Raw genomic sequence first — 17,397 nt, forward strand, 5'->3', positions numbered from 1 at the left:
ACGGCCGGACCCGGCCCCGGATCGGTCGTCGAGCGGGGGCGGGCGCGGCGCCGGCCCCCGCTCGACCCGGTCAGTGGATGTCGGTGATGGTGGTGGTCCAGCCGGAGTTGCCGACCTGGACCTGGGGGGCGTGCGTCTGCGGCCCGCCGGCGTAGAAGTACAGCACGCCCCGACCGTTGTCGCCGCCGGGAGCGGTGGCGTAGAAGTCCGGGGTCTCCTTGCCGGTGGTGGGCACCCAGACTCGGGTGCCGTTGCGGATCTCCACCGCGCCCTGGGCGTTGGGCACGGTCGCGATGCTCGGTCGATTGGCGGGATTCCACCCGGCCGTCCCGTAGACGCCGCTCGGTTGCGCGGTATAGCCCGTCGCGTCGCGGGTGCCGGGGTAGAGGTTGAGCTTGCCGTAGTAGTTGGCCGTGGTCGATTCGGTGTGCTGACGACTGATCAGGTCCGGGATGCCGTCACCGGTCACGTCACCCGCGGCGTACAGGTCGAAGGGCGCCCAGCCCCAGGTGTTGAGCACGCGGCGCGCGCCGAGGTCCAAGCCGCCGTTGCCGTCGCCGGGGTACAGGACCAGTGCGGTGCCCTCGGTGGTCAGCAGATCGGGGCGACCGTCGCCGGTGGCGTCCCCCGGGGCGACCAACTGGAGCCCGGCCGGCCAGTTCCCGCCGCCGGGGTGCGGAATCTCCTTGCGGGTGAAGTAGTCCGGTATGCCGGTGCCGTCGTTGGCGTACAGGAACACCCGGTAGCCGCCGTCCGTCTGGGGCAGCCCCACGAAGTAGTCCTCGTAGCCGTCGAGCGGCGCCGCCTGCGTGGTGTACGGGCCGGTGAAGTCGCCGCGGTGGGTGATCCTCGCGCCGGTCCAGCCCGTCGCGCCGATCTCCCGGGGATCGTGCAGGGTGCCGTCGCCGGCCCCCGGGTACAGGTACAGCCTGCCGTTGCCGCCGACACCGACCAGGTCGGGTCGGCCGTCGCCGTCCAGGTCGCCGTCGCGGTCGTCCCAGTCGCCGGTGTCGGGCGAGTCGAGGCCGGTGACCCAGTCGATCGGCTGGGTCTTGATGGTGACCGCATCGCCGTCGGCGGGCACGGTGGCCCAGTCGAGTTGATGGGCCGTGTCGTCACTGCCGACATTGATCAGGGACCGGTTGCCCGCCTTGTCGTACGCGCGGACGTAGAGCCGGGATTCGGGGAAGCGGTTCGGGCTGACGGTGATGTCGGCGTAATAGTCGTCGGTCGCCGGCGTGGTCGAGTCCGGCTGCGCGGCGACCCGGTCGGCGTCCTCGCAACCCTCGTTGCCGGTGGAAAGGTAGCGGTCGAGGAAGTAGCAGAAGGACGCGATGCCGACGTTGTCGGTGGCGCGCAGGCGCAGTGTGCGCGGGGTCCGGGCGGGGCTTTGCGCGATGTCGATGCGCTTGCCGTCGATGGGGGTCACGGTGGGTTTACCCGGTGCGATCTTGTCCACGTTGAAACCGCAGGCCGCGGTCCACCCGGTGTCGGTGTTGCCGTCCCGGCCGAGGGCCATCCATTTGTAGCGGTGGCCGTCCTGGAGTTGCCCGATCGGGATGGTCACATGCCCGGTGGCGTTCTGGCCGACCGTGGTGGTGGGTGCGGTGACGGTGTCGCCGCCGTACTCCCAGACCGTGAACGCATCGGTGACGTTGCCGCCGTCGGCGTCGGACACCCGGGCGGTCAGCACGATGTCGTTGTTGCCGACCGTGGGCCACGTGGCGGGGTCGGCGTCGCAGCGGATGCCGACGTTGCCCGATCCGCCGGGAGCCCACGGGCTCGCCCACGCGGCGTGCTCCTGCATCACCGGTGCGTGGTTGTAGGTGACCTCCAGGGCCGGGTTGTTGGCGAACTTCTTCCAGCTGGTGTGGTCCTTGCCGGCCGCTCCGGGGGCGCGCAGACCGAGGGTGATATTCGGCCAACTCCCGTTGGCGGCCTCCTGGACGGCGGCCTTGACCGCGGCGGCGTTGAAGTCCTCGCCGGCGGGTGTGCAGGAACTGCTCCAGCCGTGGGCGAAGGACTTGCTCTGCAGGGTGCGGATCCAGTTCGGTCGGTTGTTCCAGGTGGTGGCGGCCGAGATGGTGCCGGTCAGGCCCAGTTCGACGGAACTCTTGGTGCAGCTCCACGACTTCTGGTTGAAGAAGTTGACGTTGGCCGAGATGATCGTGGATTTGCCCAGGCCGTCGGTGTTGAGCTCGAAGTACGACTCGGCCGTGCCGTAGCTGCGTGCGTCGGGGTCGTCCTCGTAGCCGACCCGGGCGAGCTTGTCGTCGAAGTGCTGGCCGTTGAAGAACGAGGTGCCGGCCACGCCCGAGTCGTTGTCGCGCTTGTAGGCGATGGTCCAGTCCTCCCGCCAACCATCCGAGAACACCGGGTCGATCACCACGGGGAAGACGGTGTCCGGGGCGGCGAGCAGGCGTGCGTCCGGAGTGAGGCGCAGCGTGTCGCCGTCCACCGCGACCGCTACGGGTACCGCGTCGACGGGCACCTCCGCGCCGCCCGCGACCGGTCCCTGTGGCGCGATCGCGGCGGCCGTACGGGTGCCGACCACGCCGGCGTCGGTTCGGGTGCCGCTGTCCCACATCGCGGGGGCGGGCGCCTTGAAGACGACCGTGCCCGCCGCGTCGGTGGCCGCGAGGCCGCCGTCCGGCCCGTCGGTCACTTTCAAGCCGGCCCCGGTCAGGCCATATCGGATTTCCTTGAGTGCGGGATTTTCCGCGGCCGAACGATTCTTGACGATCAGATGCTGGCTGATCCCGTCGATGTCCGCGATCAATTCAAGATCCACCCCGGGAAGGACCTCCGGATAGCGTGCGGTGGCACCTTCGAGGGTCGGTCGGGGTAGCGGCTGCGGCCAGGACAGGGAAAGGCTTTTGTCATTTTTTGTCATGCCGGCCATGACTGCCGTGCCGCCCGGCGAAAACGAGATCGGGAATACCGACGCGGTCGGCGAAATTCGGCCGTCCGGGCCCACCCGTAGGGTCGCGTCGACCGGGCGCCAAGTGCCGTCGATGTTGGTGCGCACCGGTCGCAGGTAGGACCGACTGGTCACCGTACCGTCCGGGTTGGCCCACTTCTCGGTGCTCGGCGTTCGATCCGCCTCGATCTCGATTGGCCGGCCTGCCGCCTTGGCCTGCGCATATACGTCCGGCGTCGATTGGCCGGCGCCGGCGGCAGGCGGGTCGGCGGCGGGCACGGGCTCGGCCGCATGCGTGGGCCGGCTCACGCCGCTCGCCCACAGCGCCGCCACGACCACTGCGACCGAGCCCCGTCGCAGGGCCCGCCCGCGTCGGTGTTGAGTTCGCACGACTTTCTCCCTCGTAGCGTCCGCGGGCCGGGAAGGCCCGCGCGACCGCCGCAGCGTAGCGACGACTTTCGGCCGGCGGGAGGGGTCGGGCGAGTTAAGCGGTATTACCCCGATGCGGTCGCATGGCAATCGTTTTCGACGGTCGTAAAACCGTGCGATGGATTCCGTTGTCGATTCTCCGGCAAAGTCGTTCGACAAGCGCAGCCGGGCTCTATTCGTCCGGGAGAATATTTGCTAGCTTTCGCTGGCCATTGATCACGGAGGTCGGGCGCCACAACGGGGGTTTCGCGTGTCTCGGTGGGAATGGGGCGGATTCACGGCGGGCGGTTCGACCCGACGCCGGATGTTGGGAACGGGCGTTGCGATGGTGCTCGTGGGCACCCTGGTCGCGGCCTCGCCCGATGCGGACGGATCGCACTTCAAGGTCCGGGATCCGCAGCATGAGCGCTCGATCGACGGCACGTCGATCTCCGCCGACGCCAAGCGCCCGCCGGGCGACTCCACACGCGACGCGCCGCTCACCGACCCCCGGCCCGCGTGGCCGGCCGCGGGCACCGCCACCGTCGACCTGGGCGGCACCGGCGACCGGGACGCGCGGGTGACGGCGGCGCCCCAGGCCGGTGCGGTCGCCCGGGCCCCGGGCCTGCCGGTCAAGGTCGCCGCGCTGACCCCGGCCGGCGTCGCCGCCGCGCGGATCCAGGGCGCGGACGCTGCGGCGCCGGTGAGCCGGCTGCGTGTGCAGGTCGCCGACCACCGGGCCGCCGTACGGGCGGGCCTGGACGGCGTGCTGCTGTCGGTCCAGCGGGCCGACGGCGGTGCCGCCCCCGGCGGGGTCCGGGTCGAACTCGACTACCGGGCGTTTCGGGCCGCGCACGGCGCCGGTTGGGCGGACCGGCTGCGCCTGGTGCAGTTCCCGGCCTGTGTGCTGACCACCCCGGACAACCCCGACTGCCGGGTGGGCATCCCGTTGGCCGCCCGCAACGACGGTGCGACGGACACGCTCTCCGCCGAGGTCGCCGCGGCGCCCGACCCGGCGGCGCCGGCCGACCCCGCAGGGCCGCGCGCAGCGCCCGCCGCAGCCACCGTGCTGGCCGCCACCGCCGGCACCGCCGGCGGCTCGGGCGACTTCAAGGCCACCTCGCTGTCCCCCTCCGGCAGTTGGAGTGCGGGCGGCAGCGCCGGTGGCTTCACCTGGAGCGATCCGATCCCGCTGCCGCCGACGCCGGGCGCGTTGGCCCCGCAACTGGCGCTCGGCTACTCCTCGTCCGCCGTCGACGGCCGCACCTCGTCCACCTCCAGTCAGCCGTCGGTGATCGGCGAGGGCTGGGGCGGCCTGGAGCAGGGCTTCATCGAGCGGCGCTACCGGGGGTGCAAGGACGACAAGGACACGCCCGGGTCGAACACGGCCAAGGACGGCGACTGGTGCTGGGCCGGCGGCCAGTTCGTCACCGTCTCGCTCAACGGCAAGTCCGCCGAACTGGTCCGCGACGACACGTCCGGCACCTGGAAACTCTCCGACGACGACGGCTCCCGCGTCGAGCACCTGACCGGCACCGCCGCCGACACCGGCAACGGCGACGACGGCGACGCGGTGGACGGCGCCAACGAGTACTGGCGGGTGACCACGGGCGAGGGCACCCAGTACTGGTTCGGCAAGAACCGGATGGCGGGCTGGAGCACGGGCAAGCCGGAGACCAACTCGGTCTACACCGCACCCGTCTTCGGCAACAACCCCGGCGAGCCCGGCCATCAGGCGGCGTTCGCCGATTCGGCGAAGACCCAGGCCTGGCGCTGGAACCTCGACTTCGTCACCGACGTGCACGGCAACGCGTCCGCCTACTTCTACGACCGGGAAAGGAACTTCTACGCCAAGAGCGGCGCGACCACCGGCACCGGCGAGTACACGCGCGGCGGCTACCCGATCCGGATCGAATACGGCCACCGCGCCGACACCCTCTACAGCGCACCCGCGCCCGCCAAGGTCGACTTCACCTACGCCGAGCGCTGCCTGAGCGACTGCGCCACCTTCGACAAGGACCACGCGGCGAGCTGGCCGGACGTCCCGGTCGATCTGAACTGCGAGAAGGACAAGACCTGTTACATCGGGTCGCCGACGTTTTGGACCCGCAAGCGGCTGACCCGGATCGACACCTCGGTGTGGTCCGGCAGCGGTACCACCTACACCGCTGCCGACACGTGGGACCTGGAGCAGACCCTGCCCGGCAGTGGCGACCGGGGCGGCAAGGCCCTGTGGCTGGCCTCGATCACGCACACCGGCAAGGCTCCGGGCAGCGCGGCGATCACCCTGCCGAAGATCACCTTCGAGGGCACCCTGATGCCCAACCGGGTGGATGGGGCGGAGGGCCTACCGCCGCTGTACAAGTACCGGATCACCCGGATCAACTCGGAGACCGGCGCGGACACCCTGGTCACCTACTCCCCGCAGGACTGCACGCCCACCGACCTGCCCACGCCGGACAGCAACACCCGGCGCTGCTACCCGGTGTGGTGGACCCCCGACGGTCAGACCGATCCGGTCAAGGACTGGTTCAACACCTACGTGGTCACCCGGGTCGCCGACGACGACCTGGTCGCCGGCAGCGGCTCGGCGACGGTGCTCACCTCTTACGAATACCTCGGTGGAGCCGCCTGGCACCGCGACGAGGACGAGTTCACCCTCGACAAGCACCGCACCTGGAACCAGTTCCGCGGCTACGGCACGGTGCGGGTGCGCAAGGGCGAGGCCGACCCGGTGCTCGGTGAGACGGTGTTCTTCCGAGGTATGGACGGCGACCGGCTCGCCGACGGCAAGACCCGTTCGGCGGCCGTCCAGGGCATCACCGACCGCCCCGAGCTCACCGGGCAGATCCGCGAACAGATCGGCTACGACAAGGACATCGCCCGCGGCGGCACGCCCGCCACGTCCACCGTCACCGAACCGCAGGTGGTCCGGCAGACCGCCACCCGGCCCCGGCTCGCCGGGCTGCCCGCGCTGACCGCCGGCCAGGTCAAGACCACCACCGAGACCAAGAAGGTCCGCCTCTCCGACGGCGGTTGGCAGAGCGTACGCACCAACCGGACCTTCGACCAGGACGGCCAACCGCTCACCGTCGACGACGAGGGCGACATCGCGGTCACCGGCGACGAGACCTGCACCCGCACCACCTATGTCGATGCCGACCGCACCGCGTGGCTGCTCGCCTACCCCGCCTCCGAACTGCACACCTCCGCACGCTGCTCGGTCGCCGCCGCCCCGGCGAACACCATCGCCGAATCCCGCAACTACTACGACGGCCGGGCGCTGGGCCAGGCCCCCGTGGCAGGCAAGGGCAACACCACCCGGCAGGAGGGGCTGGAGCGCTTCGACGGCACCACCCCCGTCTACGGCGTCGCCGCGGTCACCACCCACGACCCCTACGGCCGCGAGTCGACCGTCACCGGCGAGGACGGCAAGGTCAACACGACGACGTACACGCCCGCAACCGGCCGCAACCCCACCGAGGTCGCGGTCACCAACCCCAAGGGCTGGACGGGACGCACCACCGTCGACCCGGTACGCGGCCTGACCCTGAAGTCGACCGACGCGAACGGGCGCGGCTCCACCTCCGCCTTCGACGCGCTCGGCCGGCTGACCTCGGTGTGGTTATCCGGCCGACCCACCAAGGACCCGGCGAACCTGGTCTACAGCTACGCCCCCAGCCAGTCCGCGCCCACCGCGGTGACCACCAAAACGCTCCTCGACGACGGCAGTTACCACACCGAGATCACGCTCTCCGACGGCCTGCTGAGGCCGCGTCAGGTACAGAGCCAGGTAGCCGACGGCCGGGTGGTGACGGACACCTTCTACGACGACCAGGGCCGCAAGGCCAAGGAGAACGCCGGATTCTTCAACGCCAAGGCGCCCACCGGCCAACTGCTCTCCGTCGCGGACGCGCAGATCCCCTCGCAGACCGCCTTCGAGTACGACGGCCAAGGGCGCACCACCGCGTCCGTGTTCAAGTCGCTCAACAACGAGCGTTGGCGGACCAGGACCCTGTACGGCGGCAACTGGGTGGCCACCGTGCCGCCCGCCGGCGGCACCACGACGCTCAAGGTCACCGACGTGGTGGGCCGCACCGTCGAACTGCGGCAGTACAAGGACGCCAACCCCGCCGACGGGGCACCCGTCCCCGGCTACGACGCGCCGCCCAGCGCCTACGACGCGACACGCTACCGCTACGACGCCGCCGGCAACCGGACCAAGGTGATCGACGCGGGCGGCAGCACCTGGACCTACGAGTACGACCTGCGCGGCCGGCAGACCAAGGCGATCGACCCCGAACAGGGCACCACCCGAACCACCTATGTGCCCGGCGGCAGGCTCGGCGCCGACCAAGTCGAGACGGTCACCGACCCGCGCGGCAAGACCCTCGCTTACACCTACGACGAACTCGGCCGCAAAACCTCGATGCGCGAAGGCGGCACGACCGGCCCGGTACGTGCCGAGTGGGCCTACGACCTGCCGGGCAACCTGGGCCTGGCCCGCTCCTCGACCCGGATCGACAACGGCCTGCGCTACGTCTCGGAGACCACCGGCTACGACACCGTCGGACACCCCAGCGGCGTCAAGGTCACCATCCCCGCCGCACCCGGCGAGGAGAAGCTGGCCGGTGAATACACCACCACCAGCGCATTCACCCCGGGCACCGGCCTGCTCGACACGGTCACCTACGGCCAGTCCTGGGGCGGCCTGCCCGCCGAGAAACTCGACTACGGCTACACGAAGTTCGGCCTGGCCAACTCGCTCGTGTCGGGCAACACCCGCTACGTCAACGGCACCCTGTACTCGCCCTTCGGCGAGGCGATCCAGACCCAATTCGGCAACGTCGGCCGGCGCACGATCGCCACGATGACCTACGCCGAGGACACCCGCCGGCTGGTCAGGTCCGTCGCGGACCGGGAGAAGGCCGGGCCGCAGACCCTCGACGACCTGAACTACACCACCGACGCCGGCGGCAACATCGTCCGGGTCGTGAACAACCGCGACGACGCGACGAGCACGGACACCCAGTGCTTCGCGTACGACTACCGCAGCCGGATGACCGAAGCCTGGACCGCGACCGACAACTGCTCGGCCGGCCCGGCCGCGGGCGGCACGCCCAAGGTCGGCGGCGTCGACGCCTACTGGACCTCCTACACCTTCGACACGGTGGGCAACCGCCGGACCGAGAAGCAGCACGATCCCACCGGCAACACCGCCAAGGACGTCACCCGCACCTACAACACCACCGCACACCGCCTGGACTCGGTGGACGCGGCCGGGCCCGGGGGCGTCAACCGCACCTCCTACGGATACGACGACGCGGGTAACACCACCCGCCGCACCGTCGGCGGCGACGACCGGAACATGACCTGGGACGTCGAGGGCCGGATGGCGACAGCCAGCACCACCGTCGCCGGCCAGGCCAGGACCAGCAGCTTCGTCTACGACCCCGACGGCACCCGGCTGCTGCGCCGCGAACCCGACGGCGTCACGCTCTACCTGGGCAGCACCGAGCTCAAGCTCACCCGCGCGACCGGCTCGGTCACCGGCACCCGCTACTACGCGGGCGCGGGCGGGCAGTTCGTCCGCTCCTCGGACGGCAGGGCGTCGATCCTGATCGCCGACCAGCACGGCACCAGCCAACTCGCCGTCGACTACGCGAGCATGAACCACACCCGCCGAGGCTCGATGCCCTACGGCGACGCGCGCGGCACCCAGCCCGCCGTGTGGCCGGACGACAAGGGCTTCCTCGGTGCGCCCAAGGACTCCTCCACCGGCCTGACCCACATCGGGGCCCGCGAGTACGACCCCGGCGCGGGCCGATTCATGTCCCGCGACCCGCAGACCGTCGCCGAGGACCCGGCCCAGCTCAACCCGTACACCTACGGCGGCGGCAATCCGGTCAACATCGCCGACCCCAGCGGCATGGGCTGGGGCAGCTTCCTCAAGAAGGCGGCCAAGGTCGTCGCGGTGGCGGTGGTCATCGCCGTGGTGGTCACCGCGGTCGTGGTCGCGGCACCGGTGCTGGTGCCGGCCGCCGCGGCGAGCGCGGGCATCGTGGCCGGCACCAGCGCGGTGGCCGTCGGCGCCGAACTCGGGCTAACCGCGGGCAGCCTGTACCTCGCCCAACAGGCCTTCGAGGAGGGCGGCAAACTTCCCGCCCGCAATCAGAGCGACGACAAGTGCAAGAAGAACAGCTTCGTCGCGGCCACCCCGGTGCTGCTCGCCGACGGCACGGCCAAGCCGATCGACCAGGTCCGGGTCGGCGACCGGGTCGCGGCGGCGCCGGAGGCCGACACCTCCAGCGGCACCGACCCGCCGGTCCGGCCGGAGCAGGTCAGCGCGATCCACGTCACCGACGACGACACCTCCTTCGTCGACGTCACCGTGGGCACCGCCGACGGTCCGCGCACCATCACCTCGACCGCCGACCACCGATTCCTCGACGCCACCACCGGTGCCTGGACCCGGGCCGCCGACCTCAAGGCCGGCGAGGAACTGCGCACCCCGACCGGCCGGGCCGAGATCCTCTCGGTCCGCCCGTACAGCACCACCGCGAAGACCTACAACCTCACCGTCGACCGGCTGCACACCTACTTCGTCCAGGCCGACCACACTCCGGTCCTGGTACACAACGACGGCGGCAGCGACAACTGCGAGCACGTCGTGCTCGGCGTCGGCAGGTATTCCGACAAGCTGGCCTGGGACTACCGCGCGGGACAGTCCGACCCGACCAATCCCGCGGAAGAACCCTCGCCCCAGGCCCGCACGTTCAACCAGTCCTTCACGGGCGCCGACAACACCAGGAGCGGAGACCAGCACGGCAACGCGCCGCCGGCGTGGATGACCTCGGTCCAGGCGGCCGTCAACAACGAATCGACCCGGCTGTCCATCACCCTGGAGGGTCTGCCCGGGAACACGCCCCGGGAGAAGTTCCAGAACGCGGTGCTGCGCGGCATGTGGGCCCAGCGGTACCCGGACTCGGACGGATGGCGCAAGGCCGCCTCGGACGGATACCAGACGGCCTGGGAGATGTTGACCGTCTTCCGCGCCGTGCAGGAGAAGAAGCGCTCGTGGGGCAGCATCGAATGGTTCGACGGCGACGGCAGCGGAAACCGGCGGAAGGTCTCCACCGCCGAAATGGGTCCCGCGCCGGACGACGACTGGGAAGAGGAACTGCTCCAGATCTACGCGGCCATTCGGGACATGATGGAGAAGTGGGCCTGGCTCTTCGGCTCCCCGTGGTGATCCGACACCCCGGACCACGGTACGACGGCGGGCCGCCCGGTCCGGGGAAAGGCAGACGGAGTTGACGGATCGACCCGAGGTGCACACGGCCTGGGTGGCGGGACTGGCGGAGAACCCGGCGACGCCGGCGACGGTGGCCGAGCGCGCGCTCGCGCTGGTCCCGTCGCCCGGCGACGACGCGGAGTGGCTGCGCCGCCTGCCGCTGTCGCCGACCGGCGCGGCGGCGGCGGTCGGGCATCCCGACCCGGGGGTGCGCGCGACGGTGGCGGAGAATCCCCACCTGCCGGCGGACCTGCTCGGCCGGCTCGCGCTCGACCCCGAACCGAGGGTGCGCGTGCGCTGCCTGCGGGCCGCGATCGACCGCGACCTGGCGCTGCCCGTGGAAGCGGTCGCCGCATCGGCCCGAGACGTCGACCCGGTGATCCGTCGGCGCACCGCCATGTTGCCGGGGGCGCACCACGACGTGTGGCAGCGCCTGGCTCGCGACCCGGACCCGACGGTCCGGGCGGCCGTGCTCCGTTTCCACCCGGATCTGTGGGCGCTGCTGACTCCGACGGACCGCGCGGCACTGGGGGGTGACCCCGACCCCCGGATCGCAGAGGCGGTCGCGGCGGCCCGACGCGGAGACCGGCCGCTGCCACGCACGGCGGCCGCCTACGCCGACGAACCCGAACCGGCCCGCCGCCGGCTCGCCGTTGCGCACGCCGACCTCGATCGCGACCTCGCCGAGGCGCTCGTCCGGGACCCGGACGCGGCCACCCGGGCCCGGGTGGCCGGCAACGTACACCTGCCGCCCGACCTGGTCGAACTCCTCGCGACGGACCCCGACCCGACCGTGCGGCTGGCCGCGTCGCTGGCCGAAGGGCTCACCGAGGAGCAACGCGCGGCCGTGGAGTACACCGTCCCCGAAGGCCAACCCCCGCCGGTGCCCTGGGTGTTCGAGCGCCGTGAGGATCCCCGGGCGATGCGCCGCGCGGCCGGATCCGCGCACGTGCTGCTCCGGCGTGCCGTCGCGGGTCTGCCCCGGCTGCCTGCGGATGTGGTGCAACTCCTGGCCGACGACCCGGACTTCGAGGTCCGACACACGCTCTGTCACGCCTGCGCGGACACTCCGCACGAGGTGCTGCTCGCGATGTACGCGAGCGACCCGCACCGGGACTGGTCGCTGCTGCGCCGGATGCCCGCCTTCGCCCGGGCCGGCCTGGCCCGATTCGTCGACGACCCGAACCGACGACTGCGCCTGGCCGCCCTGGCGGACCCCGAGGCCGACCCGGCCGTGCTCGAAAAGCTCGGCCACGACCCGGATCCGTGGGTACGGAGCGAGGCCGCACGCGATCCGCGGCTGCCGCTCGCCCGGCTGACCGAGCTCCTCGACGACCCGGACACCGCCGGCGCGGCCGCCGCCAACCCGGCCCTGCCGGTCGCCGTCATGGGCGACCTGCTGGAGCGTGTACGGGCGGCGCGTACCGGCTGACCGCGAGGTCTACGGCAGCCGGGCGCCGACGCGCAGCAGTACGTCGCCCGAGCCGTCGGGCGACGGCTGTACCGACCACACCCGCTCGGACACCGCGATGCCGCGCTCGGTCGTGTACTTCCCGACCCACAGCGTCGAACGCTCGTCCGGGTCGACCAGCACCTGCGCCGTCGTTCGCGAGCCGTCCGCGAACAGCAGGTCGCCCGGCGTCGTCCCGGCCCGGTGCGGGTCGTTCGTCCCCGGCGCGTGTACTCGCACCAGGGCGCCCGGATACAGGTGTGAACCCGCGGCCCGCAGGACGGGTCGCTCGATCGCGTCGCTCACGCGAGTCGCTCCTTTCGTCGGGTACGCGGCTCGCGCACCGTGGCCATGGGGTGCCGGTGGCCCGCGCATTCGCACCGGCGGATGGCAGGTGCCCCGGTGGCACGAAGGTGGGTACCGGTGCTCGATGGGCGGGGTGGGCCCGGCGGTCGATGCCCAATCCCCGGCCCATCCAACGCCAACGCGCGTCCGGGCGCTCCCGGTGTTGCGTCCATCGGGTGACCCCCGGCCGGCCCGACCGGGCACCCGAGCGGCCGAGCTCCCGGACGATCAGGTCCAGTCCCAGCCGATGCCCAGGATGCCCGGCGCGACGTCCCGTTCGGCCAGGTGGACCACGCTGTGCCGGCCGTTGAGGGTCAGATCGCGCCGGTCGGTGCGCGGCGCGCCCGCCGTGCTTCGGGTGAACCGGCGGCAGTGCACCGGCAGAGCGGCGGGGTCGAAGCGCACCTGGAGCACGTACTGCCCGCACGGGAAGGTGAAACCGCGCACGTACTCGTCGCTGGGTCCGCCGGTGCCGTCCTCGAAGCCGTAGCCGAAGACGTAGGTGTCCCCGGAGCGCAGCCGCGCGTCGAACAACAGCTCCGCCACCAGCACGGCGGCGTCCCGGCTCCAGCGCACCCGCCCCACCCGGCAGTTCTCCGTCGCCCGGACCCGGACCTGCTCGGGCGCGCAGCCGCGGTCGCCGATGTGGATGGCGAGATAGCGGTCCACCCCGTCGCGATGCGCGCGGACCACGTGCTGCGAGGCGCGGTCAAGGAGTTCGCGGCGGGCTCCGACCCGGACCTGTTCGAGCTGGCACACCGTGTGCAGGCCGCCGTCCGCGGGCGACTCCAGGTCGGTCAACAACCGGCCCAGCGTGCCGGATTCCTCCACCACCGCGCGGTAGGGACGCGACGCGGTGCGCTCGGTGGCCTCCGGCTCCAACAGCCTGGTCAGCGCGTGCGGCGGCAGCTCCAGCACGTCCTCCAGCGCTCGCACCGCGCGCAGCGACTCGGCCCGCTGCGGCCGACGCGCGCCCTGCTGCCAGTAGCTGAGGCTGGTCACCCCGACCTGCACGCCGCGCTGGGCCAGCCGGTGCTGCACCCGGTGCAGCGCCAGGCCGCGGGCGGCCAGTGCCGCGCGCAACGCCACATGGAACGGGCCCGCGCGCAGCGCCCGCGCCAACTCCGCCTCGACCGGGTCGTTTCGGGTGTCGGTCCGCGGCATCGCTCGCCTCCCTTGTGAACGTTCACGGCGGACCGGTCGGGATCGGCGCTCGCGACCGAGGTGTTCCAGTCGACCGGTCGCGGGTCGTTCACAGGCCGGTCCAGGCGTTCACACCACCGCTTCACCCCGCATTGAAGCGTCTTGAAACACACCACGACAACACCCGATGCTCCACCTTGCCGCGTCCGGACGCGCGCCACGCCCCACCTCGTCCCTCCGTCACGGAAGGAACGTCATGACTCGACCGTCCCCACGAACGGGCCTGGTATCCGGCCGCCGCACCTCGGCGCTGACCCTCGCGGTGGTCGCGCTGCTCTCCGCGCTGCTCGCGGTGCCCTCGGCCGCATCCGCCTCGACCGCGGGCGCCTTCGTCCCGGCCGCACGGACGCAGACCTCGGCGGAGCAGGCGCAGCCGCTCGCGCTCGCCGCCAAGAAACTGAACATCACCATGCAGGCCCAGCAGAAGAGCAACTGGTGCTGGGCGGGCTCGGGCAACACCATCGCCACCTGGTACGGCCGCACCTACAGCCAGAACCAGTTCTGCAACGCGGCTTTCGGCCGTTCGCAGAGCACCGAGTGCCCCAACTCGCAAGCCACGCTGGGCAACGTGCAGACCGCGCTGCGCTGGGCCGGAATCAACTCCGGTTCCTACGTCAGCGGTTGGCTCCAGTACGGCACCGTGCAGACCGAGATCAACGCGAACCGGCCGATCGAGACTCGGATCCAGTGGTCCTCGGGCGGCGGACACATGCACGTGATCCACGGCTACGACACCGCCCAGAGCTGGGTCTACTGGGGCGACCCGTGGCCGGACAACTACCGCTACAACTGGGCCGCGCACGACTGGTACGTGGACAACAACGAGTTCTCCTGGACCCACTCGCTCTACCGGATCGGAGCGTGACGCCATGACCGGAGGCGGCATCAAGCGCCTGTTCGCGGCGGGTACCCTCGCGGCGGCGCTCACCTTGGCCCTTACCCCGCAGACCGCGCACGCCGCGTCCGTACCCGCGCCGCCGGCGCCGGACGCGATCAGCGTGGGCGCCGCACGCGACGTGATCGCGGCGCCCGGCACGCTCGACACGCTGTCCAGGTTCTTCGCCCGCGACGGCGCGCTCGCCGCGGCGGACGCGGCGCCCAGGATCGAGGGCGACGTGGTCGCCGTGTACACGCTGGCCCCGGAGTTCGTCGCGGCCCGGCCCGGGGCCCGGCCGGTGCCGATTGCCCGGCAGGAGTTCCTGGCGGCCACGGTCGTGGCCGCGGACGGCCGCAAGGCGTCGGTGTGGACCGCCGACACCCCGCGGGGCCGGCAGGTGGTCAACATCGCGGACGGCGACGACGAGGCCCGCTACGCCGCGGCCGGCGCCCGCCTGTCGGCTGCCGGCATCGTCTTCCGCGAGCCGCAGATCAACGCCTGGTACGTGCAGGACGGTGATCGGGTGTTGCCGCTGAACGCCGATGCCAAGCGCGCGATCGGCGCGGGCGGGACCGGCGTCTCGGCGTACCGGGACCGGGTGCACCGAGCCTATGCGGACAAGCTGCCCGGCTCCGGCTACGACGCCAAGGGCCTGGCGGGCGGCTTCGGGCCGAACGACACCGGCCCGGGCGCGGCGCACACCGCGGACGACTCGTTCCCGGTCGCGCCGACCGCGATCGCCGCGGCCGGCCTGCTCGGCTTCGCCGGCGTGTCCGGCGTGCTGGTCAGGGTTCGGCGGCGCCGCGGCTGATCCCGATGCCCGGCGGCCCCGACCGGGGCCGGGACCTTCCGGCGAGCGGGGTCGACGCCCTCCCCCACGTCGACCCCGTTCGGGAAGGCCCTTTCGCGCCCGCGCCCGCGCCGTGCCCGTGCCCGCGCCCGCCGAGCACGCGGGTGAGGGCGCGGGCGTGGCCTGCTACATGCGATCGGGCGTCTCGATGCCCAGCAGGTCCAGGCCGCGTGCCAGGGTGCGTGCGGTCAGGTCGCACAGGATCAGCCGCGAGTACCGGGTCTCGCCCTCCGAGCGCAGCACCGGGCAGTTCTCGAAGAAGCCGGTGAACGCGGTGGCCAGCTCGAACAGGTGGAGGGCGAGGCGGTGGAAGTCCAGCGATTCGCCGACCTCCTCGATCACGTCCGGGAAGGCCAAAAGCCGCAGGGCCAGCGCCCGTTCGGCGGGCTCCCCGATCACCAGGGGTTCGATCGGCTGCGGCGCCTCGACACCTCCTCGCCGCAGGATCGAGCGGGTTCGGGCATGCGCGTACTGGAGATAGGGCGCGGTGTTGCCGTCCAAGGAGAGCATTCGGTCGTAGTCGAAGCGGTAGTCCTTGCGCCGATCCCCGGACAGGTCCGCGTACTTCACCGCACCGATGCCCACCGCCCGGGCCACCGCCGCCCGCGCATCCGCGTCCAGGTCCGGGTTCTTCTCGGCGATGACGGCGGCGGCCCGGGCCACCGCCTCGTCGAGCAGGTCCACCAGCTTGACCGAAGCCCCGGCCCGAGTGCGCAGGATCTTCCCGTCGGATCCCAGGACGTAGCCGAATTCGACGTGCTCGACCCGCGCGGCCGCGGTGGCCCGAACCGCGTCGCGTGCGGTCGCACCGGGCCCGCTCGCGTCGCACGCGGTCGCCCTGTGCCAGCCGGCGTCGCGCGCGGTGGCGAAGACCATCTCCAGGTGCTCGCTCTGCGGCGTGCCGACCACGTACAACAGCCGGTCCGCCGCCAGGTCCCGCAGCCGGTGCCGCAGGGTGGCCAGATCGGTGGCGGCGTAACCGAATCCGCCGTCGCTCTTGCGCACGATCAGCGGCAGCGGCTCGCCGTCGCGATTGACGAACCCCGCGGGGAAGACACACTGCGCGCCGGCGCTTTCCCGGAGCAGCCCCAGAGCGGTCAACTCCTCGACCAACGGCGGCAGTTCGTCGTTGTAGTGACTCTCCCCGAAGAAGTCGTCCGCAGTGAGCCGGACACCGAGTCGGGCGTAGACGGCCATGAAGTACTTCTTGGATTCGCTCACCAGGACCCGCCACAACCGCAATGTGGTCGGATCGCCCGCCTGCAACGCGACCACACGTTCCCGGGACCGGACCCGGAATGCCTCGTCGGCGTCGAACGCACGGCGCGCGGCCTGGTAGAAGCCGGTCAGGTCGCCGACCGAGAGTTCGTGTGCGGCCTCGGTCTCGCCGACGTCCAGGAGGTGTTCGATCAGCATGCCGAACGGGGTGCCCCAGTCGCCGAGGTGGTTGCGGCGCAGCACGGTGTGGCCCTGCCATTCCAGTACCCGGACGGCGGCGTCGCCGATGATCGTCGAGCGCAGGTGGCCGACGTGCATCTCCTTGGCGGTGTTCGGGCCCGAGTAGTCGACGACGATCGTCTCGGGCCTGGCGGTACGCGGCACGCCGAGCCGTTCGTCGGCGGCGATTTCGGCGAGCAGCCGGCCGAGTCCGGTCGGCGCGAGGGTGAGATTCACGAAGCCGGGCCCGCTGATCTCCACCGCCGAACACAGGTCGTCCAAGACGGCGTACCGGAGCACCTCGGCCGCGATCTCGCGCGCGTCGCGGCCCAGGCGTCGGCCCAGGGCCAGGGCCCCGTCGCACTGGAAGTCCGCGTGCCGGCCGCGACGTATCGACGGATCGGCGGGCATGCCCGCGACCTGTGCGAACGCCGGGGCCAGCCGCTCGATGAGCAGCTTCTCCGGAGTGACCATGTGCGGAAGCTAGTCCACCGGGCCCGGCGGCCTCATGCCATTTTCCCGCCCGGGCCGGCGAGTCGAGCCGGGCGCGGGGTGGGTCAGTGGGTCCCCGGGCTCCCGTCGGGGCGGGTGATCCGGTCGAGTTCGGCGTCGA

General features: G+C 71.8%; 8 protein-coding genes. 4 read left to right on the top strand and 4 right to left on the bottom strand.

Annotation, left to right across the window (positions count from 1 at the left end):
* Positions 1–70: 70 nt before the first annotated feature.
* Positions 71–3,310 carry an FG-GAP-like repeat-containing protein gene (locus A3IC_RS0150090; protein WP_158696437.1) on the bottom strand — a complete coding sequence of 1,080 codons (3,240 nt, stop codon included), beginning with the start codon at positions 3,308–3,310 and terminating at the stop codon, positions 71–73.
* Positions 3,311–3,674: 364 nt separating this feature from the next.
* Here A3IC_RS0150090 and A3IC_RS72865 point away from each other — a divergent pair, with 364 nt between their 5' ends.
* Both A3IC_RS72865 and A3IC_RS61225 read left to right on the top strand, forming a co-directional pair.
* The gene (locus tag A3IC_RS72865; protein ID WP_052174155.1) at positions 3,675–10,580 is read left to right on the top strand and encodes an RHS repeat-associated core domain-containing protein; all 6,906 of its coding nucleotides are present in this window, start codon (positions 3,675–3,677) and stop codon (positions 10,578–10,580) included.
* A 61-nt stretch (positions 10,581–10,641) separates the two neighbouring features.
* On the top strand, positions 10,642–12,054 hold the full coding sequence (locus A3IC_RS61225) for a hypothetical protein (protein ID WP_079027208.1): 1,413 nt from the start codon (positions 10,642–10,644) through the stop codon (positions 12,052–12,054).
* Between the two features lie 9 nt (positions 12,055–12,063).
* Here the strand turns inward: A3IC_RS61225 and A3IC_RS0150105 are convergent, their stop codons facing one another.
* Both A3IC_RS0150105 and A3IC_RS0150110 read right to left on the bottom strand, forming a co-directional pair.
* Complete coding sequence (locus A3IC_RS0150105; protein WP_020557593.1) at positions 12,064–12,378, bottom strand: hypothetical protein; 315 nt, start codon at positions 12,376–12,378, stop codon at positions 12,064–12,066.
* A 267-nt stretch (positions 12,379–12,645) separates the two neighbouring features.
* Positions 12,646–13,581 (bottom strand): hypothetical protein, encoded by a 936-nt coding sequence (locus A3IC_RS0150110; RefSeq protein ID WP_020557594.1) that lies wholly within the window; start codon positions 13,579–13,581, stop codon positions 12,646–12,648.
* 235 nt (positions 13,582–13,816) lie between these two features.
* On the opposite strand from A3IC_RS0150110, the gene A3IC_RS0150115 reads away from it, so the two are divergent.
* Positions 13,817–14,485, top strand: coding sequence for a papain-like cysteine protease family protein (locus A3IC_RS0150115; RefSeq protein ID WP_020557595.1), 669 nt, complete (start codon positions 13,817–13,819; stop codon positions 14,483–14,485).
* A gap of 4 nt (positions 14,486–14,489) precedes the next feature.
* A complete protein-coding gene (locus A3IC_RS0150120; protein ID WP_020557596.1) occupies positions 14,490–15,308 on the top strand; it encodes a hypothetical protein in 819 nt (272 codons plus the stop codon).
* 165 nt (positions 15,309–15,473) lie between these two features.
* Here A3IC_RS0150120 and A3IC_RS0150125 read toward each other — a convergent pair whose 3' ends face one another.
* Positions 15,474–17,258, bottom strand: coding sequence for an arginine--tRNA ligase (locus A3IC_RS0150125; RefSeq protein ID WP_020557597.1), 1,785 nt, complete (start codon positions 17,256–17,258; stop codon positions 15,474–15,476).
* Positions 17,259–17,397: the final 139 nt, after the last annotated feature.

Origin of the sequence: Embleya scabrispora DSM 41855 (genome assembly GCF_000372745.1) — a bacterium.
In the GTDB taxonomy this organism is placed as follows: Bacteria; Actinomycetota; Actinomycetes; order Streptomycetales; family Streptomycetaceae; genus Embleya; species Embleya scabrispora.

Excerpts from the sequence above, each read along its gene's own strand:
- A3IC_RS72865 (WP_052174155.1), top strand. The coding sequence starts at position 3,675 with ATGGTGCTCGTGGGCACCCTGGTCGCGGCCTCGCCCGATGCGGACGGA.
- A3IC_RS0150110 (WP_020557594.1), bottom strand. The coding sequence starts at position 13,581 with ATGCCGCGGACCGACACCCGAAACGACCCGGTCGAGGCGGAGTTGGCG.
- A3IC_RS0150115 (WP_020557595.1), top strand. The coding sequence starts at position 13,817 with ATGACTCGACCGTCCCCACGAACGGGCCTGGTATCCGGCCGCCGCACC.
- A3IC_RS0150120 (WP_020557596.1), top strand. The coding sequence starts at position 14,490 with ATGACCGGAGGCGGCATCAAGCGCCTGTTCGCGGCGGGTACCCTCGCG.
- A3IC_RS0150125 (WP_020557597.1), bottom strand. The coding sequence starts at position 17,258 with ATGGTCACTCCGGAGAAGCTGCTCATCGAGCGGCTGGCCCCGGCGTTC.